This is a genomic window from Aerococcus urinae (assembly GCF_001543175.1).
GTDB classification, from domain to species: domain Bacteria; phylum Bacillota; class Bacilli; order Lactobacillales; family Aerococcaceae; genus Aerococcus; species Aerococcus urinae.
In genome coordinates this window covers 1,633,563-1,652,191 of the sequence record NZ_CP014161.1, presented here as the reverse complement: position 1 = coordinate 1,652,191, position 18,629 = coordinate 1,633,563, and the positions used below count along the sequence as shown (strand labels likewise).

21 protein-coding genes, 1 pseudogene and 1 other annotated feature are annotated in these 18,629 nt (G+C 45.2%); all 22 genes and pseudogenes read left to right on the top strand.

Annotation, left to right across the window (positions count from 1 at the left end; genetic code table 11):
• Positions 1–315: 315 nt before the first annotated feature.
• The 22 genes and pseudogenes from cysS to AWM73_RS07465 all read left to right on the top strand — a co-directional run bounded on the left by cysS (position 316) and on the right by AWM73_RS07465 (position 18,448).
• The gene (gene cysS, locus AWM73_RS07570; protein WP_060778769.1) at positions 316–1,731 is read left to right on the top strand and encodes a cysteine--tRNA ligase; all 1,416 of its coding nucleotides are present in this window, start codon (positions 316–318) and stop codon (positions 1,729–1,731) included.
• Entirely contained in the window at positions 1,731–2,135 is a 405-nt protein-coding gene (locus AWM73_RS07565; RefSeq protein ID WP_060778768.1) for a Mini-ribonuclease 3, read from the top strand. Before cysS ends, AWM73_RS07565 begins: the two co-directional genes overlap by 1 nt.
• On the top strand, positions 2,125–2,886 hold the full coding sequence (rlmB, locus tag AWM73_RS07560) for a 23S rRNA (guanosine(2251)-2'-O)-methyltransferase RlmB (RefSeq protein WP_060778767.1): 762 nt from the start codon (positions 2,125–2,127) through the stop codon (positions 2,884–2,886). Before AWM73_RS07565 ends, rlmB begins: the two co-directional genes overlap by 11 nt.
• Before the next feature lie 26 nt (positions 2,887–2,912).
• Positions 2,913–3,449 (top strand): NYN domain-containing protein, encoded by a 537-nt coding sequence (locus AWM73_RS07555; protein ID WP_013669408.1) that lies wholly within the window; start codon positions 2,913–2,915, stop codon positions 3,447–3,449.
• Between the two features lie 21 nt (positions 3,450–3,470).
• Complete coding sequence (locus tag AWM73_RS07550) at positions 3,471–4,076, top strand: RNA polymerase sigma factor (protein ID WP_230080707.1); 606 nt, start codon at positions 3,471–3,473, stop codon at positions 4,074–4,076.
• Between the two features lie 111 nt (positions 4,077–4,187).
• Positions 4,188–4,340, top strand: a complete 153-nt coding sequence (gene rpmG, locus AWM73_RS09015) for a 50S ribosomal protein L33 (RefSeq protein ID WP_060785005.1) — start codon at positions 4,188–4,190, stop codon at positions 4,338–4,340.
• Between the two features lie 22 nt (positions 4,341–4,362).
• Positions 4,363–4,527, top strand: a complete 165-nt coding sequence (secE, locus tag AWM73_RS07545; protein ID WP_060778765.1) for a preprotein translocase subunit SecE — start codon at positions 4,363–4,365, stop codon at positions 4,525–4,527.
• A 124-nt stretch (positions 4,528–4,651) separates the two neighbouring features.
• A complete protein-coding gene (gene nusG, locus AWM73_RS07540) occupies positions 4,652–5,212 on the top strand; it encodes a transcription termination/antitermination protein NusG (protein ID WP_060778764.1) in 561 nt (186 codons plus the stop codon).
• A 32-nt stretch (positions 5,213–5,244) separates the two neighbouring features.
• Complete coding sequence (locus AWM73_RS07535; RefSeq protein WP_060778763.1) at positions 5,245–5,523, top strand: hypothetical protein; 279 nt, start codon at positions 5,245–5,247, stop codon at positions 5,521–5,523.
• Between the two features lie 141 nt (positions 5,524–5,664).
• On the top strand, positions 5,665–6,090 hold the full coding sequence (gene rplK / locus AWM73_RS07530; RefSeq protein ID WP_013669514.1) for a 50S ribosomal protein L11: 426 nt from the start codon (positions 5,665–5,667) through the stop codon (positions 6,088–6,090).
• Between the two features lie 108 nt (positions 6,091–6,198).
• Positions 6,199–6,900, top strand: coding sequence for a 50S ribosomal protein L1 (gene rplA / locus AWM73_RS07525; RefSeq protein ID WP_060778762.1), 702 nt, complete (start codon positions 6,199–6,201; stop codon positions 6,898–6,900).
• Positions 6,901–7,383: 483 nt separating this feature from the next.
• Positions 7,384–7,523: a sequence feature (ribosomal protein L10 leader region), on the top strand.
• 37 nt (positions 7,524–7,560) lie between these two features.
• Positions 7,561–8,079, top strand: coding sequence for a 50S ribosomal protein L10 (gene rplJ / locus AWM73_RS07520; protein WP_013668520.1), 519 nt, complete (start codon positions 7,561–7,563; stop codon positions 8,077–8,079).
• A gap of 68 nt (positions 8,080–8,147) precedes the next feature.
• Positions 8,148–8,519 carry a 50S ribosomal protein L7/L12 gene (gene rplL / locus AWM73_RS07515; RefSeq protein WP_060778761.1) on the top strand — a complete coding sequence of 124 codons (372 nt, stop codon included), beginning with the start codon at positions 8,148–8,150 and terminating at the stop codon, positions 8,517–8,519.
• A gap of 434 nt (positions 8,520–8,953) precedes the next feature.
• Complete coding sequence (locus AWM73_RS07510; protein ID WP_060778760.1) at positions 8,954–9,934, top strand: LacI family DNA-binding transcriptional regulator; 981 nt, start codon at positions 8,954–8,956, stop codon at positions 9,932–9,934.
• A 211-nt stretch (positions 9,935–10,145) separates the two neighbouring features.
• Positions 10,146–11,093: a sugar kinase gene (locus tag AWM73_RS07505; RefSeq protein ID WP_060778759.1), complete on the top strand. Its 948-nt coding sequence runs from the start codon at positions 10,146–10,148 to the stop codon at positions 11,091–11,093.
• Between the two features lie 15 nt (positions 11,094–11,108).
• Positions 11,109–12,101, top strand: coding sequence for a 2-keto-3-deoxygluconate permease (locus tag AWM73_RS07500; RefSeq protein ID WP_060778758.1), 993 nt, complete (start codon positions 11,109–11,111; stop codon positions 12,099–12,101).
• Between the two features lie 133 nt (positions 12,102–12,234).
• Positions 12,235–12,837: a class I SAM-dependent methyltransferase gene (locus AWM73_RS07495; protein WP_060778757.1), complete on the top strand. Its 603-nt coding sequence runs from the start codon at positions 12,235–12,237 to the stop codon at positions 12,835–12,837.
• Between the two features lie 274 nt (positions 12,838–13,111).
• On the top strand, positions 13,112–14,329 hold the full coding sequence (locus AWM73_RS07490; RefSeq protein WP_060778756.1) for a quaternary amine ABC transporter ATP-binding protein: 1,218 nt from the start codon (positions 13,112–13,114) through the stop codon (positions 14,327–14,329).
• Positions 14,322–16,068: pseudogene (locus tag AWM73_RS09145) on the top strand (ABC transporter permease/substrate binding protein). Before AWM73_RS07490 ends, AWM73_RS09145 begins: the two are co-directional and overlap by 8 nt.
• Positions 16,069–16,244: 176 nt before the next feature.
• Positions 16,245–16,688 carry a hypothetical protein gene (locus tag AWM73_RS07475; RefSeq protein WP_060778754.1) on the top strand — a complete coding sequence of 148 codons (444 nt, stop codon included), beginning with the start codon at positions 16,245–16,247 and terminating at the stop codon, positions 16,686–16,688.
• Positions 16,689–16,814: 126 nt separating this feature from the next.
• On the top strand, positions 16,815–17,078 hold the full coding sequence (locus AWM73_RS07470; protein ID WP_060778753.1) for an ACT domain-containing protein: 264 nt from the start codon (positions 16,815–16,817) through the stop codon (positions 17,076–17,078).
• A 14-nt stretch (positions 17,079–17,092) separates the two neighbouring features.
• Complete coding sequence (locus AWM73_RS07465; protein ID WP_197904471.1) at positions 17,093–18,448, top strand: PFL family protein; 1,356 nt, start codon at positions 17,093–17,095, stop codon at positions 18,446–18,448.
• Positions 18,449–18,629 lie beyond the last annotated feature (181 nt).

Here is an 18,629-nt window from a genome sequence, read left to right as displayed (position 1 = left end):
AGGGCTGATCAAGAGAAACTCAGGGCATCTTGTATTGCAAAGAAGTGGATGATTATCGCTGAAAATGATGGCTAATTTCAGAGTGAAAAAACCTGGAAACAAGGGCTTGGTTGACAGTTTCTGAGGAGATTGGCTTTAATGAAGGGGCAGTGAGAATTTTAGGTATTTCCTGCTAAAAAAGATTCAACTCGGGAGAGGGGGATGCCTGAGGTCACAGCCTAGTAAGGAGAGATTGTTAAAAACCGGCAATCAATGGTAAAATGGTCCTAAGATTCTATTTGAACTATTGAATTTATTGCTGAAGGGATTTTAAAAATGTTAACAGTTTACAATACCTTAACCAAATCCAAAGAAGAATTTCACCCCATTAATGACGGTAAGGTGAATATGTATGTGTGTGGACCGACTGTCTACAATTATATTCACATCGGTAATGCCCGCAGTATCGTAGCCTTTGACGTGATCCGTCGCTACCTGGAATACCGCGGCTATGAAGTGAACTTTGTGTCTAACTTCACTGACGTGGACGATAAAATTATCAAACGCAGCCAAGAAGAAGGTATCACTAGCCGTCAAGTCGCTGACAAATATATTGCGGCTTATTATGAAGATATTGACAAGCTCAATGTCAAACGCGCAACCCTCAATCCCCGGGTTCTGGAAAATATTGATGCTATTATTGAATTTGTCCAAGACCTGGTGGATAAGGATTATGCCTATGTGGTGGACGGGGATGTCTATTACCGGGCCCGGAGTTTTTCTTCTTACGGCAAATTGAGTGACCAATCTATTGATGACTTAAGAATTGGTGCCAGCGAGCGTGTGAGTGCCGATGAGCAAGGGAAGAAAGAAGATAGTGTCGACTTTGCCCTCTGGAAGGCGGCTAAGGCCGGCGAACCTTCCTGGGATTCTCCATGGGGGGCAGGACGGCCGGGCTGGCATATTGAATGCTCGGTCATGTCTACCCGTTACCTGGCCGACACCCTGGACATTCACGGCGGCGGGGCGGACTTAGTCTTCCCTCACCATGAAAATGAACGGGCCCAATCGGAAGCCCGGACCGGGAAAACCTTTGTTAACTATTGGTTACATAACGGTTTTGTGACCATGGGTGATGACGGGGAAAAGATGAGTAAATCCTTAGGAAACTTCGTCCTGGCTCACGACCTCTTGAAGGAAGTTGACCCCACCATCGTGCGTTTCTTCCTGGCCAGTGCCCACTACCGGGCTCCACTCAAGTTCAGCCACAGCAACTTGGAAGAAGCTCAAAGAAACTTGGAACGCTTGCAAACCGCCCATGATAATATCAACTATCGTTTACAAGATGCTAAGGAAAGTCTAGCAGATGATGAGAAACACTTAGGTGAATTACAGGCCATGGATGAACATTTTATCCAAGTGATGGATGATGACTTCAATGTTCCTAACGCCTTAACCGTGATTTATGAAGCTCTCAAACGGATTAATATCTATATGGAAGCGCCGCAAGTTTCCCAAGCGGTTCTTAAGGCCTATGACCAACAACTCAGCCAATGGTTAGCCATTATTGGGATTGAATTCCAAGAGGCATCTATCTTGGATAGTGAAGTCCAAGCCCTCATTGAAGAAAGAGACCAAGCCCGCTTGGATAAGGACTATGACCGTAGTGATGCCATCCGCCAAGAGTTACTTGACCAAGGGATCATCTTAGATGACACCCCTCAAGGAACCCGTTGGAGAAGAAGTAAATAATGGATAAAAAAGCAGTCAAACAATTAAGCGGCCTGACCCTGGCTTACCTGGGGGACGCGGCCTGGGAAATCCAGGTACGGACCCATTTAGTGGCTAGTGGTCTCACCCGCCCCCATGATCTTCACGAACGGGCCACCCACTTTGTCAGTGCCAAGGCCCAAGCCAAACTGGTCAATCACTTGTTGGATAGTCAGCTTTTAAGGGAAGAAGAAGTAGGAATTTTTAAGCGGGGGCGTAACAGTCAAAGCCACAGTTCAGCCAAAAACGCTGATATCCATTCTTACCGGCTAGCGACGGGGTTGGAAGCTTTGATGGGCTACTTATACCTGGTGGATACTGACCGCTTCCAGACCTTGACCCAAGCTAGCTTTGCATACTTAGAGGAGGATAAGGATGAGTCCTAAGTCAAAAAAATCGCCAAAAGATTTCGTCTTGGGCTACCATGCAGTCCAAGCTGCTTTGGACAGCTCACAAGAAATCTACCAAGCCTACCTGCAAGAAGGCCAACATTCTAAACGCCATCAAGCAGTCGAAAAAGGCTTGAAGGACCGTCAGATTCCCATTAGTTACCGGTCCAAGCGCGATTTGGACCAGTTGACCCAAGGGGCTAACCACCAAGGTTTTGTCTTGGAAGTGGCAGCCTACCAGTATTACAGTGTGGATGACCTATTCCAAGTGGCTAAGGACCGCGGGGAAGATCCTTTCTTTATCCTCTTGGACGGGATTATGGACCCTCATAACCTGGGCAGTATTTTACGGACAGCGGATGCCTGTGGGGCACATGGAATTATTATTCCTAAGCATCGGGCAGCTGGCGTGACCCCGACTGTGGCTAAGATTTCGACTGGGGCCATTGAATATGTGCCGGTAGCCCGGGTAACCAACATGACTCAAACCATTGAAGAGTTAAAGGAAAGGGGCCTTTGGGTCTTTGGAACCGACATGGAAGGCCAGGACTATTGGGACATGGATGCCAGCTTACCGATCGCCGTAGTCATTGGTAACGAAGAGAAGGGGATTTCTCCCCGGGTCAAGAAGGCCTTGGACGGGGTCTTAACCATTCCCATGCGGGGCCATGTCCAGAGCTTGAATGCCAGTGTGGCGGCTGCCTTAGTCATGTATGAAGTCTATGGAAAGCGGCGGCTGACCCCTTAAGAAATGCCAAGGTGGTGAAAAGATATATGCGCAGGGAAGTACTTATTGTGGATGGCTATAATATGATCGGGGCTTGGCCGGAATTGGTTAAACTCAAGGGCCAAGACGACATTGAAGGCGCCCGCGACCAATTGCTACAGCGCTTGTCTAACTATGCGGCTTACCATGCCTTGGCCTGTTGGGTAGTTTTTGATGCCATGTTTGTCCCCGGACTCTCCAAGTCCTATAAGAAGTACCGCTTAAATGTGGTCTTTACTGCTGAAGGGCAGACGGCAGACTCCTACATTGAAGCCATGATCCAGCGGCAAGTGGGGGTTTTAACCAATGTCACGGTGGCCACCTCGGACCTAGCTGAACAGCGGCTGGTCTTTCAACAGGGGGCTATCCGCCAATCCGCCCTGGAACTCTTGAAGAATGTTCAGCAAACCGAAAAAAATATCCGCCGGGGCGAAAAAAATCACGACCGGCTCGCCTTGAATTACCAAAGGCGGAATCCGTGGACCTATCACCAATTACAAACGCTCAAGAATCTGCTGGATGATCTCAGTCAGAGTGAGGAGTAATGGAGTGATACCGTGGAAGAAATGCTTTCCTATGAGGAAATGGAAAACCAAGATTTAATTCATTTGTTAGTGGAAGGCCGCGATGACCAGGCCTTTGAAGTCTTATATGAACGCCATCGTTCAACCGTTTATTTCTTTTTGCGTAAGTATTACGGCCATATTGAAGATGTGGATGACTATTTTCAATTAGCGGCCATCAGTCTCTATGAAGTCTGCCAGGACTACCAGGCCCTGGGTTACAGCTATAGTCTTTTTTCTGCCTTAGGGCGACGAATTGAAAGTCGGATCATTGACCAGATGCGTAAGCAAGGCTCCAAAAAACGCCTCCCCAAAGCAAAAACGGTCTACTATGACGGGATCGTCTGTGAAGACGGGGGACCTGCCTTCCTTAACCAGATTCCCCAACGGCATTATTCTAGTCCGGACCAGGCCTATTTATTGAAGGAAAGCTACCAAACTTACCAGCTGACCCTGTCTCCCTTAGAAAGGGCGGTCTTAAATGGTCACCTGGCCCAAAAAAGTGATGAGACCTTGGCCCAAGAATTGGGGGTGTCAACCAAGCAGGTGAGACATGCCTATTACCGCTTGCGGGCCAAGTGGCGCCGTCACCAAATCGAAGACATGTGAAAGCTCGCTCTCAATAAAAAAGCCAGAGGGGGCACTTTTCCCAAGAAAAAGTTGACTTTGACTTCTAAAGTCGTTACCATGTTTAAGATGGAAGAGAAAAGGAGCTTGACTATGGCATCCAATAAAATCATTTTAGCTTGTTCGGAGTGTGGTTCGCGTAATTACACCATTAAGAGTAATAACACCGCCCGGACTGAGCGACTTGAAGTGAAGAAGTACTGTCGCTTTTGCAACAAGCACACCTTGCATAAGGAAACCAAGTAGGATTAGTTATTGAGGAGAGCATATGATTAACGCATTTAAAGAACTAAAAAAGGTTACCTGGCCTAGCGGACGTGAACTACGTCGCGATACCGCTATCGTTATTTTTACCATTATCATCATGGCCATCTTCTTAGGGCTCACTGATGAAATCGTTACCCAACTATTTAACCTCTATATCCAACTCTAAAGGAGATCCTATTGCCCCTACTGGGCGCTTGTTTCTCTTAGTGAGTGTGGTATAATAACAGCAAGTAAACAAGGACCTTTCCCTAGCGGAAGGTTTTTTCATTTAGGATAAAAAGGAGAGACTTATGGCGACTGAAATTGAACCACAAAAACAATGGTATGTCCTGCACACTTATTCAGGATACGAAAATAAAGTCAAGGAAAACTTGGAAAGCCGGATTACGTCCATGGATATGGAAGAATATATCTTCCGCGTGGTTGTTCCAGAAGAAGAAAAATTACAAAAAACCAAATCAGGCCAAGAAAAAGTAGTGAAGACCCAAACCTTCCCGGGCTATGTCTTCGTAGAAATGATTATGAGTGACGAAGCCTGGTTCGTGGTCCGCAATACCCCCAACGTAACTGGTTTCCTCGGTTCTCACGGTCAAGGGTCTAAACCCGTCCCCCTACTTCCAGATGAAGTTCACCGCCTCTTACGTTCTCAAGGCATCTCTGCACCTAAACGTGATATTAGCTTTGAAGATGGCGAAGTGGTGGAAGTTATCGATGGCGCTTTCCTTGGTTTAGAGGGTCGGATTGAAGAAATTGATGAAGAACACCAAAAACTCAAATTAACCATTGAAATGTTTGGCCGGGAAACTATCGCTGAAGTGGACTTTGACCAAGTGGATAAGCTAGACGCCTAAGTCTAGGACCTTGACGAGGGGAGGAGTAGGACATGGCCTGGTTATGGCTATTTTTATTGGCAGTTCTTATCGGCAGCCTCTTGGGTCAAGTGCTCAACCATAAGGTCAAAGCAGGCGCACTTTTGCCTTGTATCTTCTGGACCCTTCTCGGAGCAGGACTGGGCCAAGTGATCGTTAGCGGCTGGCATCTCTTTGTGGCCTCGCTTTCCTGGCTGACTGTCCTTCCCCTAGCCCTCCTGTTTGGGATGGCCTATAGTGCTTACTATAATTATCGTTACCGCTACCGTAGTGAACAAATGGAGAAAAGTTAAAATATCACTTGCAAAGCGTGTTGCTTTGTGCTTTAATAATAAATTGTGTACGTCCTCTTAGAAGACGCTACAACTGTGGGAGGAGAAATCTTTAAACTCCACTAAACCACAACACGGACAAGAACTAAGGAGGAATGTTTCGTGGCTAAAAAAGTAGACTCAGTTGTTAAATTACAAATCCCTGCTGGGCAAGCAAGCCCTGCACCACCTGTTGGTCCTGCATTAGGTCAAGCGGGTATTAACATTATGGGATTCTGTAAGGAATTTAACGCTAAAACTCAAGAACAACAAGGGTATGTTATTCCTGTTGTGATTACTGTTTATGAAGACCGTTCATTTACTTTTGTTACCAAGACCCCACCAGCAGCAGACTTATTGAAGAAAGCCGCTAATGTGGAAAAAGGTTCCGGCGAACCTAACAAGAACAAAGTCGCTACCGTAACAAAAGATCAAGTACGTGAAATTGCAGAAACCAAAATGCAAGATCTTAACGCAGCCGACGTTGAAGCTGCTATGCGTTTGATTGAAGGTACTGCACGTTCAATGGGAATCGTTGTAGAAGGCTAATCCCTAGCAAACGTTGTCTAGATCGCTCAGTCAATCGCCATAACGCCTAATGAGGTGTTATGAGTGGGAGGACTATCCGTTAAAACCACATAGGAGGAATGAAATAAAATGGCAAAACAATCTAAGAAATTAAAAGCAGCATACGAAAAAATCGATGCGACTAAAAAATACGATGCCAAAGAGGCCATCGAATTATTAAAAGACATTGACTTCGCTAATTTTGATGCTTCCTTTGAAGTATCTTACCGTTTAGGGATTGAAGTGAAGAAAAACGACCAACAAATCCGTGGGGCTATGGTTTTACCTAAAGGAACCGGTAAAACTCAAACTGTTTTAGTCTTTGCTCAAGGTGAAAAAGCGCAAGAAGCTAAAGACGCAGGTGCTGATTATGTTGGTGACGACGACTTAGTTCAAAAAATCAATGATGGTTGGATGGACTTCGACGTTGTTGTAGCAACCCCAGACATGATGGGTAAAATCGGTCGTTTAGGTCGGGTATTAGGGCCTAAAGGTTTAATGCCTAACCCTAAAACTGGTACCGTTACCCAAGATGTGACTAAAGCGGTTAACGACATCAAAGCTGGTCAAATTGAATACCGTGCTGACAACGGTGGGAACGTTCATACCTTAATTGGTAAAGTTTCCTTCAGCACTGAAGACTTACTTGAAAACTTCAAGGCTATTCATGATACCTTAGTTCGTGAAAAACCAGCTGCAGCTAAGGGTCGTTACATCAGAAACTTAGTCATCACCACAACTATGGGACCTGGTATCCAAGTGGACCCAAGCTCAATCGGTGAAGACATCTAATTCAATCAAACAAGAGGCTGTGACTCAGGTCGCAGTCTTTTTCTTTAGTAAATCGTTATGAGCATCCGTTCTGCTTTTGAAATTTGGTCGCCGAAAAGCCATGGCACCAGTTCGGGCCAAAGTCCCTCACTTAGCGAGCTTCAAAGTCAGAGTGCGACAAAAGTACCAGAGCCCTGAACCACTGTAATAAACGAAGGTAGAGCCTTGTCTAAGGCTCGGACATCGTTTATGAAGTGGACGTCAGGGCTACTTTTGGAACAGGTTTGGGCTAGTACGGCTAATGCCTACTATCCGGTAATTCACATCGCTTGCTTATTCATGGCTAACGACCGTATTTCAAGCGTCACTCCTGCTCATAACAAAAAAACTAACTGACCAATCTTGAATATTGGCTCTTATTTACGAATAGTCAATAAGCCAATATTTTTTTCAAAAGAAGTGTTGACAAGTCTGATTGATTTGAGTATCATATCTAATGTTGATTATTTAAATCAAAGCGAACCGAAGACAGTTAGTGGCTTTTGGCCTTAATTTCTAACCGAGGGAGATAATAACACTATAAGCCTTATAGTGTCTGCATAATCTCTGTGTCTTTTGGGGACATGGAGTTTTTTATTGCTTATAAAAAACTCTATCTTATTTTATCGGAGGTGAAACTGAGTGAGTGAACAAGCTATTGCTAAAAAACAACAAGAAGTTGATGCAATTGTTGAACGTATTAATAATTCAATTTCCTTCGTGGTAGTTGACTATTTAGGTCTTACAGTTTCTGAGGTTACTGAGTTGCGTAAACAATTACGTGACGAAGATGTTTTCTTCAAAGTAATTAAGAATACAATGATGCGTCGTGCTTTAGACCAAGCTGGTATTGAATACCATGAAGAAGTCTTCCAAGGACCTACTGCTGTGGCTTTCAGTGCTGAAGATGCTGTTGCACCAGCACGTATCTTAGCAAACTTTGCTAAAGATGCTGATGCCCTAACACTTAAGGGTGGGGTTATCGATGGTAAGATCATGTCTAAAGAAGAAATCCACAAGATTGCTTCCTTACCAAGCCGCGACGGTTTACTATCTATGTTACTTTCTGTATTGCAAGCACCAGTCCGCAACGTGGCTTATGCTGTTAAAGCAGTACAAGACAAGATGGAAGAAGATGCTCCAGCTGAAGCAGCTGAATAATCAGTGGCTTTTAGCTTAATGATGTAGAATCCCAAAAAAATCACTTAAATAAATGGAGGAATTTAAAGATGGCTTTAAATATTGAACAAATTATTGCTGACTTAAAAGAAGCAACAATCTTAGAATTAGCTGACTTAGTATCAGCAATTGAAGAAGAATTCGGCGTTTCTGCTGCAGCTCCTGTAGCAGTTGCAGGTGCAGGTGCTGGTGAAGCAGCAGCTGAAGAAAAAACTGACTTCGACGTTGAATTAACCGAAGCAGGCGCAGCTAAGATCAAAGTGATCAAAGCTGTTCGTGAAGCAACTGGCTTAGGCTTGAAAGAAGCTAAAGACTTAGTTGACGGCGCTCCAGCAGTTGTTAAAGAAGGTCTTCCTAAAGAAGAAGCTGAAGCTCTTAAAGCTGCTATCGAAGAAGCCGGCGGTAAAGCTGAACTTAAATAATAAAATTAGAGTGTGACAGTCACGCTAAAGGACGAAACCGCTACGCATACTATATCTGTAACTCGCTAACGCTTCGAACAGCTATAGCAACTGGAGCTAAAGAGCAAAAATTCTTGCAAAGAATTTCTTGCACTTTAGTGAAGTGGACGTTCGTCCTGTGACTGGAGCACGTTTTGGAAATATTTCCATAGTTAAAGGGTTGTAACATCAGTTACAGCTCTTTTTTTATTAGAGTGTGACTGGAGCACGTTTTAGATATATTCATAACTCAAAGAATTTAAGATGTTTTGTCTTAAGCTCTTTTTATTTACTGGGGAATTGTCATCAGCATGGCCAATAAGCTCCTTGAAGGCTAATAAAAAGCATATTATATTTCAAAAAATCCCCTCTAGGTCTGCTATAATAGATAGGACTAAATGGGAAAGGGATTAGTAATGAATAAACGCGTGACCATCCAAGAAGTAGCCGACCAAGCCGGGGTATCTAAGACCACGGTGTCGCGCTATCTGAATAAGAAATATCATAAAATGTCGCCCGCTACCAAAAAGCGGATAAAGGCCGTCATTGAAGCGCTCGATTACCGGCCTAGCCGTCAAGCCCAGGCGCTCAAGTCCAAGCGCTCCTATTTAATTGGTGTGGTCATTGCCGATATTTCCAATATGTATGCTTCTTTATTGCTCAAGGGAATGAGCCAGGTCTTCAACCAGGCCAAGTGGCAGATGATCATCTTGGATTCCTTAGGGGAGGTCGACTTGGAAAGCCAATATCTGGAACGCCTAATTGACCAAAATGTCGATGGGATCATCCTCCAACCAGCGGCTATCACGAGTGAGAATTACCAGTTTATTGAAGACATGCAGCTGCCACTTATCCTGGCTGACCGGAAAACCTATCCTAGCCAGTGGTTAACCATTGGAACTGATAATGAAGCGGTCATTAGCCGACTTTTTGACCAGATCCACTTGGCCGACTACCAGTCCTTTGTCGTGGTGAGTGAAGTTCTGGCTCCGGTTTCTACCCGCCAAGACCGTTATCAAGCTGTCGTTACTGCCTGTGCTCCTGCTCCCGTCCACTTAATTGAAGTAGGACAAAATAACTGGCAAAAAGCCATCTTAGACCTAGCCGGACAACAGAAAACCCTCTTTTTCTGTAACAATGGCCGAGTCATGATTGAAGTCTTGCGTATATTGAAGCAAGGAAACTTTCAGGTTCCTCAAGAGGTGGGGGTGACGGGTTTTGACGACTGGCACATGACCGATATGATTGGTCCAGGTATTACCAGTATTGAACAACCCACGGAAAGGATCGGGGCCGCCCTAGCGGAAAACTTACTACAAGCCATAGAGTCTCAACAAATCTTGAAAGCCGGTTACCAGGCCATCCCCTCCCATATTTCTTTACGGTCCTCGGTGTAATGGGAAAATAACTTTTTAGATAAAAAATTTTAAGAATGAAAACTTAAGTGCCTCTAGGGGCACTTTTTTTGATAAATACTATCGAAGCGCTTACATTTTTTCTTGACTTTACCTGCTTTTGTCTTTATCCTTTAATTAGGAAACCGGTTAACCAACCATCAAAAAGGTTAACCTGACAGTGTAGTGAGTAGACTTAGAGGAGGCAATCGATATGCATTTAGATTTTGTAACTTTTGGTGAACCTTTATACATGTTTTATGCCAATGAACCAGGGGCTTTAGAAGACGTCAACAACTGGTCTCGGGCCTTAGCTGGGGCGGAAACTAACGTGGCTGCGGGCTTATGCCGTTTAGGCCACCAAACGGGTCTGGTGACCAAGTTAGGTGAGGACATGCTGGGCCGCTTTATTACTAAGGCCATGGCTAAGGAAGGCATCGATACCACAGGGGTTCAAACCACAGATGAACGTTTTACCGGCTGGTACATTAAGGAAAAGAATGAAGAGGATGACCCAGCCATTGAATACTTCCGTAAGGGTTCAGCCGCTTCAACCATGAGCGTGGAAGACTTTGACGAAAATTATTTTGGCCAAGCCGACTACATGCATGTGACGTCAATCTTTGCGGCTTTATCAGAAGACTGCTATAACTTCTCCAAAAAAGCGGTGGAATACATGCACAAGGCGGGTAAGGTAATTTCCTTTGACCCTAACTTACGTCCCCAACTCTGGGACCACGACCGCATGGTGGAATTCGTTAACGAAACCGCTAAATCAGTGGACATCTTCCTACCTGGTTTAGAAGAAGGCAAGATTTTAACCGGCTTAGATACGGCAGAAGATATCGCTAAGTTCTACTTGGATTTAGGTGTAAAAATTGTGATCGTTAAAACTGGAGCTTCAGGAGCCTACTATGCAACCAGTGAGGGCAAGAGTGGCCAAGTGGCAGGTTACCAAGTGACCCCAATCGATACCGTTGGTGCCGGCGATGGCTTTGCGGTCGGTGTGATTTCCGGCTTGAAGGAAGGTCTCTCCTTAGAAGACAGCATTTTACGTGGTAACGCTATCGGCGCCCGTCAAGTGACCTTTGAAGGCGATAATGACGGTTTGCCTACTCAAGAGGAATTAAAAGAATTTATGGCTAATACCAAACGGGCTTAAGGAAGGTGTTTTAAGATGAAAATTGAAAAATCGATAGCTAAAATCCCGGGAGGTAATATTATTGTCCCTCTCCTGGCGGGGACTTTACTTAATACCCTCTGGCCCACTGCCCACGAATATTTTGGTGGGGTGACGGGGGCCTACTTGACCGGGTCGTCAGCGGTCTTATTCTGTTTCTTCTTCTGTGTGGGCGCCTCAGTCAATCTCAATGCTTCTGGGGGCTACATTGCTAAGAAGGGTTTACTCTTATCCGGCGGCCGGCTCTTAATTGCTTTGGCCCTGGGTTTGATCTTGGGTGCCATCTTACCAGCAGAAGGGATTCAAAGTGGACTCTTGACCGGGGTATCGACTTTAGCTGTAGTTACCGCCTTTAGTCAAACCAATGGGGGCCTCTATGTTTCTATTATTCCTGAAGGACGGGAATATGACCTGGCAGCCTTCCCAATGATTGCGATTCAATCGGGACCATTCTTTACCATGTTGATTCTTGGCTTAACCGGGGCTAGTTTCCCCTTTGGTTCCATTATTTCTACCCTCTTACCCTTTGCCTTAGGTTTAATTGGAGGAAGCTTGGACCCAGATGTGCGGGAAAAATATGCGCCTGGGGTAGGAATTTTGATTCCTTTCTTTATCTTTGCCTTAGGTTACACTTTGAACTTTAAGACTATCTTCCAAGCGGGTCTGAGTGGCGTGATTATCGGTGTAGCTGTGGTACTAGTTACCGGTGGCTTGCTCTCCTTCTTAGACATTAAATGGTTAGGCTCAGATGGTGTAGCGGGTTGGGCCCAATCCTCTACTGCCGGAGCAGCCGTTGCCGTTCCAGCCGTGATTGCAGGGATCTCTGAACAATTCCAACCCGTAGCTGTATCCGCAACCGCCATTGTGGCTACTTCAGTCATTGTGACCGCTATTCTGACCCCACTAGTGACTTCATGGGCTAGAAAACAAGCTGAGAAGAAAAAACTTCCCGAAGCCCCCGCTGAAGTCTTAAAAGAAGTCAAAAAATAAGAATCAGCAGGCCTAGGCCCTAATAGTTAACTAACAAGCGATGGTAGAAAAACTAACCATCGCTTTTTTATTGGTAATTTATCTTGTAGCTAGGAAGAACTACCAGTAGAATAAGGAGGAAGGATGTGAAGTGATGAGCCATCAATATTTTGAAGACAACAGCCAATTGGCCCATGATAAGAAGACCTGGCAAACGGTGGTTAATGGGCGGACCTATGAATTTATCACCGATAGTGGGGTCTTTTCCCGGGGGCGCTTGGACTATGGAACCCGGGTGATGCTGGAAGCCCTCTTAAAGGAAGGGAAGACTTATCATAAGATCTTGGACTTGGGCTGTGGGTACGGTCCGGTAGGAACAGTTCTAGGCGACCATTATCCTAAGGCCCACTTGGACTTGGTCGATGTCAATGAACGGGCCCTGGCCTTAGCCAAGGAAAATCTGGCCCTCAACCAGGTGGGGCCCGCTGATTATTACTTTTCCTCGGCCTATGACAATCTCAGTCAGCAGGATTATGACCTGATTATCACTAACCCTCCTATCCGGGCTGGAAAAAAAGTGGTCCATGCCTTTATTGAAGGGGCCTATGACCACTTGAAAGCAGGGGGAGACCTGGTCCTAGTGATCCAGAAGAAACAAGGGGCTCCCAGCGCCAAAAAGAAAATGGAAGAGGTCTTTAATAACGTGACCGAGATTGACCGCGACAAGGGTTACTGGGTCCTAGTCAGTCAACGTTAAGCAGACAAAGGTTAGATTTTAGACGGAAATTTTAATAAAAATAAAAATTCTTAGAAAAGCCTTTACATTGTATTAAAAGTGAAAAAAGTCTAGAAAAAAAGCCGCTGCTTATGCCTATTGCTAAGCGGTTTTTTTAATTTTATGAGAAAAAGATGAGAAAAATGAGAAAAACTCTCTTCAGCCAGACCGGCTAGTCATAAGTTTTGAAATATAGACCGGCTTTTGATAGGTTTATTATTGTGTTTTTATTATCAATTGCGAGAGAGGAGAAATTATGGCGTCAATAAAAGTAGAAAATTTGACTAAAATATTTGGCTCAGCCCAAGCCATAGATAAAGCAAAAAAGTTAGTGGAAAAAGGTGAATCGAAAGAAGAAATCGTTAACCAAACCGGCGCCACGGTTGGGGTTTACGATGCTTCTTTTGAAGTCAATGATGGCGAGATCTTTGTCATTATGGGGCTTTCTGGTTCAGGGAAGTCGACCTTACTGCGAATGCTCAATCGTCTCATTGAACCGACCCATGGCCAAGTAAGTATTGATGGGGAAAGTGTCACGCAAGCCAATGATGAAGAATTGCGCAATATCCGCCGCAAGAAAGTCAGCATGGTTTTCCAAAGTTTTGCGCTTTTCCCTCATAAAACCATTCTCGAGAATACGGAATTTGGCCTAGAAATTCAAGGCGTAGACGGAGAAGAAAGAAGGAAGCGGGCCCAAGATGCCTTAGAAACCATGGGCCTATCAGCCTACCAAGACCAGCTGCCAGAACAACTATCTGGTGGGATGCAGCAACGGGTGGGCTTGGCGAGAGCTTTAGCTAGCGATACCGACATCCTCTTAATGGATGAAGCCTTCTCAGCCCTAGACCCCTTGATTCGTGCCAATATGCAAGACGAACTCATTGAACTGCAAAGTAAGCTCAATAAGACCATCGTCTTCATCACCCACGACTTGGATGAAGCCTTACGTCTAGGTGACCGCATTGTCTTGATGCGTAACGGCCATATTGAGCAAATTGGTACCGGGGAAGAAATCCTCGAAAATCCTGCCAATGACTATGTGGAAACCTTCGTTGGCGGCGTGGACCGGTCCAAGGTCTTTACTGCAGAGAATGCTATGGAAGCTCCGGGTTATGTCTTCAATAAGGACCGGGTTGGCGCTCGCGTAGCCTTGAAGATCATGCAAAACGAACATACCTCGACCTTGTATGTCATTGACAGCGATCGTAAAATTCATGGTTATGTCACTGACAAGGACCTGGCTGATTTAATCCGTCAAAATAAACATACGAAGAATATTCATGTGGACGAAATTATCCGTACCGATAATCCTTTGGTCAACCGCAACACGCCAATTAACGAAATGTATGACCTCATGAGTGATACTAATATGCCGATTGCGGTGATTGACGATGACGAACGTCTACTTGGCTATGTGGACCGTCGCTTAGTGATCGACCAATTATCCGGACAAGGAGGCGATAACAATGAATAATATCCTATTATTTCCTTTAGAACCCCTACCAGTTGCTGAATGGATTGAAGCAGCTACCTCTTGGTTAACGACAACTTTCTCAGGACTCTTTGATGTGGTCCAAAGTATTGGTTCAACGGTGATGAACTCGGTGAATGATGTTTTACTGTGGTTCCCGCCCTTCCTTTTCATTCTCCTAGTGGCTGTTTTGGCTTACTTTGCCACTAACCGGCGCTTTGGCGTTCCAGTCTTTGTCTTGCTTGGTTTAGGCTACGTTCTTAACCAAGGTTTGTGGAGCCAGTTGACGCAAACCATTACCTTGGTCCTGATTTCCTCCTTGGTTTCCATTGTTATTGGGATTCCATTAGGGATTTTATCGGCCAAGAGTAAGTGGGTTCATATTATCCTCAAACCGATTCTGGACTTTATGCAAACCATGCCGGCCTTTGTTTACCTGATTCCGGCGGTTGCTTTCTTTGGAATTGGGATGGTACCGGGAGTCTTCGCTTCTGTGATCTTTGCCCTCCCACCAACGGTTCGTTTTACCGAATTGGGAATTACCCAAATTTCTACCGAATTGATCGAGGCAGCCGACGCTTTCGGGTCAACCCCATGGCAAAAACTCTTTAAGGTTGAACTTCCCTTAGCCCAAGCTACCATTATGGCAGGGGTCAACCAAACCGTGATGCTAGCTCTTTCCATGGTTGTTACTGGGTCCATGATTGGGGCACCAGGTTTAGGACGCGATGTCTTATCTGCCTTACAACGGGCCCAAGTCGGTAGTGGTTTCGTGGCTGGTTTAGCCATCGTTATCCTAGCCATCGTGGTGGACCGGATTACCAATGGCTTTGCCTCACGTGACAAGTAAAGGAGGATGAATAGTGTTTAAAAAAATTGCCCTCGCGCTCTTAGCTATCCTTGGCTTACTCTTAACCTTTGGGAGTGAAGATTCCTATAAAAGTAGCCTCTTTTCAGGAGGTGGAGCTGGTGGCGAAACCGTTACCCTAGCTTATGTGAACTGGGACAGTGAAGTGGCTTCAACGCAAGTGATTGCTGAAGTCTTACGCCAAGAAGGCTTTAACGTTGAACAAGTTCCCTTGGATAACGCTATCATGTGGTCTTCAGTGGCCAGTGGCGAATCGGATGCCATGGTGTCGGCCTGGTTACCGATTACCCATGGGGAGCAAATTGAACAGTATGGTGACCAAATTGTTCATGCAGGTGTCAGTCTTGAAGGTGCCCGTACTGGTCTAGTGGTGCCAACTTATATGGACCAAGTCAACTCCATTGAAGACTTGAGTTCAGAAGCCGGCCAAACCATCACCGGGATTGAACCGGGAGCCGGCATTATGGCCTCCACTGAAAAAGCACTCCAAGAATACCCTAATCTAGGATCTTGGAACTTAGCTTCTTCTTCCTCAGGGGCCATGGCCACTTCTCTAGGCCAAGCTTACAATAACCAAGAAGAGATTGTGGTAACGGGCTGGAACCCTCACTGGAAATTTGCTAAGTATGACTTGAAATACTTGGAAGATCCAAAAGGGGTTTACGGCGAAGGAGAAACCATTAATACTTATACCCGTCAAGGCTTCCAAGAAGATAATCCTCGGGCTTATCAGATCCTAGCCAACTTCCATTGGACCCTTGAAGATATGGAATCCGTGATGTTAGATATTGCTAACGGGACGGACCCTAGTCAAGCGGCCCAAAAATGGATTGAAGCCAATCCAGACAAGGTGAGTGAGTGGACAGCGGAATAGGTCATCCGCTGACCAAAGTAAGAAAATAAAAAACATGAATTCACAAGCAAGCTTTTTTTAAAAAAGAAAGCTTGCTTTTTTGTTTGATGTCATAGTATAATGAATCTGTGAAATAAATCACTAACTTTGGATACTAACAAAGGAAAAAGCAATTAATGAGAAAGGAAGTTATTCGAATGACAAAAGCAATGAAGTCCTTAGAGTTTCATTTTCATAATGGTGGGGTATGGGAAATCCCTATAGAACATGTGGGAGATATCTGGATTGGCCGGATTACCACCTCTTATGGTCGGATTAACGGCCAAGGCGATATTGTCGAAATTCACCCATGTAAGACCTTTAAGATTGAAATCCTTCCTGATGCCGATGTTTTCCAATCCAAAAGCATCGTGCAAGGTGGCTTAATGGGCGGTATGTTTGAAAATGTGGTTAATAATAATGACCTAGAATACCTTACCATCCGTTGGTCAAGCGGCCGGGAATCAGAAATCTACTTCCCATTTAAGGCTTCCACTACCGACAAGGTCGATAATGTTTACATGAGCTCTAAAGTGAAAGACAATGGGAATCTTTATATTGTGATTAATCGTGAAGCCACTGTTGATGACATCTTTGAATAAGCGAATGAAATAGCCTTCATTCGATGAGAAGTCGGGACTGAACGTTCTGACTTCTTTTTTCATATTTTAAGAAAGTTTAACTTATGCTATCATAGGTTGCATAAAAATTAAGGAGGTTTACTGCTTATGAATGCGGTAATTACTGTTGTAGGTATTGATCAAGTTGGAATTTTGGCTAAGGTAAGTACGGCCTGTGCCGAGAACCAGGTGAATATTGTGGATGTCGCTCAAACGGTAATGGATAATTATTTCACCATGACCATGCTTGTGACAGTCGATGAAGGGCAAGTTGCTTTTGATGATTTCCAAGAAAGCGTCGAAAATTTAATACCAGGCATGCAGATTACGGTCATGCACGAAGATATCTTTAAGGCCATGCATCGTTTATAGGAGGCAGACTCGTGATAGAAATTAATGATATTCTAGAAACCGTCAATATGATTGCCAAGGACCACCTCGATGTCCGTACCATCACCATGGGGATCTCCTTACTCGATTGTTGTGACACCAATATCGAGCGGTCCTGTGAGAAAATTAAACAAAAAATCAGCCAAAAGGCCAAAAATTTAGTGCCGGTGGCTGATCAGTTGAGTCGGCAATTGGGGATACCGATTATTAATAAGCGCCTCTCGGTGACTCCAATTGCTCATCTGGTGGCTGTTTCTGGTGGGGACCCAGTCCGTTACGCCAAATGCTTGGACCAAGTGACTAAGGATATTGGCATTGACCTAGTGGGGGGCTATTCCGCCCTGGTTCAAAAAGGCTTTGCTGCGGGAGACCGGGCCTTGATTGAATCCATTCCCCAAGCCTTAAGTGAAACTGACAATGTTTGTTCTTCAGTTAATATCGGTTCCACCCGGTCAGGGATTAACTTAGATGCTGTCGCTCTAATGGGGCAAACCATCCGCCAAGCCGCTGAAGTCACCAAAGACCGGCAATGTGTCGGGGCTACCAAGCTGGTCGTCTTCTGTAATGCGGTAGAGGATAATCCTTTTATGGCGGGGGCCTTCCACGGCAGTGGGGAGGCTGATTGTGAGATCAATGTCGGAGTTTCTGGCCCTGGGGTGGTTCGTCAAGCCTTAGAACGTCTGCCAAAAGATGCGCCGATTAATCAAGTGGCTGAAACCATCAAAAAGACCGCCTTTAAAGTCACCCGCATGGGGCAGTTAATCGGAAGTCAAGCTTCAAAAGCCTTAGGGGTACCTTTTGGAATTGTGGATATTTCCCTAGCCCCTACCCCTGCGGTGGGCGATTCGGTAGCTCGGATCTTAGAAAGTATGGGCTTGGAAACCGTGGGTGGTCACGGGACAGTGGCGACCCTAGCTATCCTTAATGACGCCGTGAAGAAGGGTGGCTTGATGGCGGCTGAACGCGTAGGTGGACTCTCAGGGGCCTTTATCCCAGTTTCAGAAGATGAAGGGATGATTGCTGGTGCCCAAGCTGGAGTCTTGGACCTACAAACTTTGACTGCTATGACCGCAGTCTGCTCAGTGGGGCTAGACATGATTGCCGTACCTGGTGAAACCACAGCTGAAGTCTTAGCGGCTATTATTGCCGATGAAGCCGCTATTGGGATGATTAACGGGAAGACCACAGCGGTCCGTTTAATTCCTGCTATTGGTTACCAAGCTGGAGACTGCTTAGAATTTGGTGGTCTCTTTGGTTCGGCGCCAATCATGCCGCTAAAGACCGCTTCACCGGAAGTCTTTATCCACCGCGGAGGCCACATTCCTGCGCCAATTCAAGGTTTGAAAAATTAAGCAGTAAACAATCGATTATTGAGTCAAGAGACTGGGGGTTATGCCCAGTCTTTTTTTATGGAATCTCCCTCCCTGAACCTTCCTCACATCCTTATGTCCCTTAACCTTATCTTTACAAAATTTATTTGAACTTTACTTCAAATTTACTCTGCTTTAATAATGGCTGGTTAGAATAGGGGTG

Coding starts and splice junctions, on each gene's coding strand:
- cysS (WP_060778769.1), top strand. CDS start 316: ATGTTAACAGTTTACAATACCTTAACCAAATCCAAAGAAGAATTTCAC.
- AWM73_RS07565 (WP_060778768.1), top strand. CDS start 1,731: ATGGATAAAAAAGCAGTCAAACAATTAAGCGGCCTGACCCTGGCTTAC.
- rlmB (WP_060778767.1), top strand. CDS start 2,125: ATGAGTCCTAAGTCAAAAAAATCGCCAAAAGATTTCGTCTTGGGCTAC.
- AWM73_RS07555 (WP_013669408.1), top strand. CDS start 2,913: ATGCGCAGGGAAGTACTTATTGTGGATGGCTATAATATGATCGGGGCT.
- AWM73_RS07550 (WP_230080707.1), top strand. CDS start 3,471: ATGCTTTCCTATGAGGAAATGGAAAACCAAGATTTAATTCATTTGTTA.
- rpmG (WP_060785005.1), top strand. CDS start 4,188: ATGGCATCCAATAAAATCATTTTAGCTTGTTCGGAGTGTGGTTCGCGT.
- secE (WP_060778765.1), top strand. CDS start 4,363: ATGATTAACGCATTTAAAGAACTAAAAAAGGTTACCTGGCCTAGCGGA.
- nusG (WP_060778764.1), top strand. CDS start 4,652: ATGGCGACTGAAATTGAACCACAAAAACAATGGTATGTCCTGCACACT.
- AWM73_RS07535 (WP_060778763.1), top strand. CDS start 5,245: ATGGCCTGGTTATGGCTATTTTTATTGGCAGTTCTTATCGGCAGCCTC.
- rplA (WP_060778762.1), top strand. CDS start 6,199: ATGGCAAAACAATCTAAGAAATTAAAAGCAGCATACGAAAAAATCGAT.
- rplL (WP_060778761.1), top strand. CDS start 8,148: ATGGCTTTAAATATTGAACAAATTATTGCTGACTTAAAAGAAGCAACA.
- AWM73_RS07510 (WP_060778760.1), top strand. CDS start 8,954: ATGAATAAACGCGTGACCATCCAAGAAGTAGCCGACCAAGCCGGGGTA.
- AWM73_RS07505 (WP_060778759.1), top strand. CDS start 10,146: ATGCATTTAGATTTTGTAACTTTTGGTGAACCTTTATACATGTTTTAT.
- AWM73_RS07500 (WP_060778758.1), top strand. CDS start 11,109: ATGAAAATTGAAAAATCGATAGCTAAAATCCCGGGAGGTAATATTATT.
- AWM73_RS07495 (WP_060778757.1), top strand. CDS start 12,235: ATGAGCCATCAATATTTTGAAGACAACAGCCAATTGGCCCATGATAAG.
- AWM73_RS07490 (WP_060778756.1), top strand. CDS start 13,112: ATGGCGTCAATAAAAGTAGAAAATTTGACTAAAATATTTGGCTCAGCC.
- AWM73_RS07475 (WP_060778754.1), top strand. CDS start 16,245: ATGACAAAAGCAATGAAGTCCTTAGAGTTTCATTTTCATAATGGTGGG.
- AWM73_RS07470 (WP_060778753.1), top strand. CDS start 16,815: ATGAATGCGGTAATTACTGTTGTAGGTATTGATCAAGTTGGAATTTTG.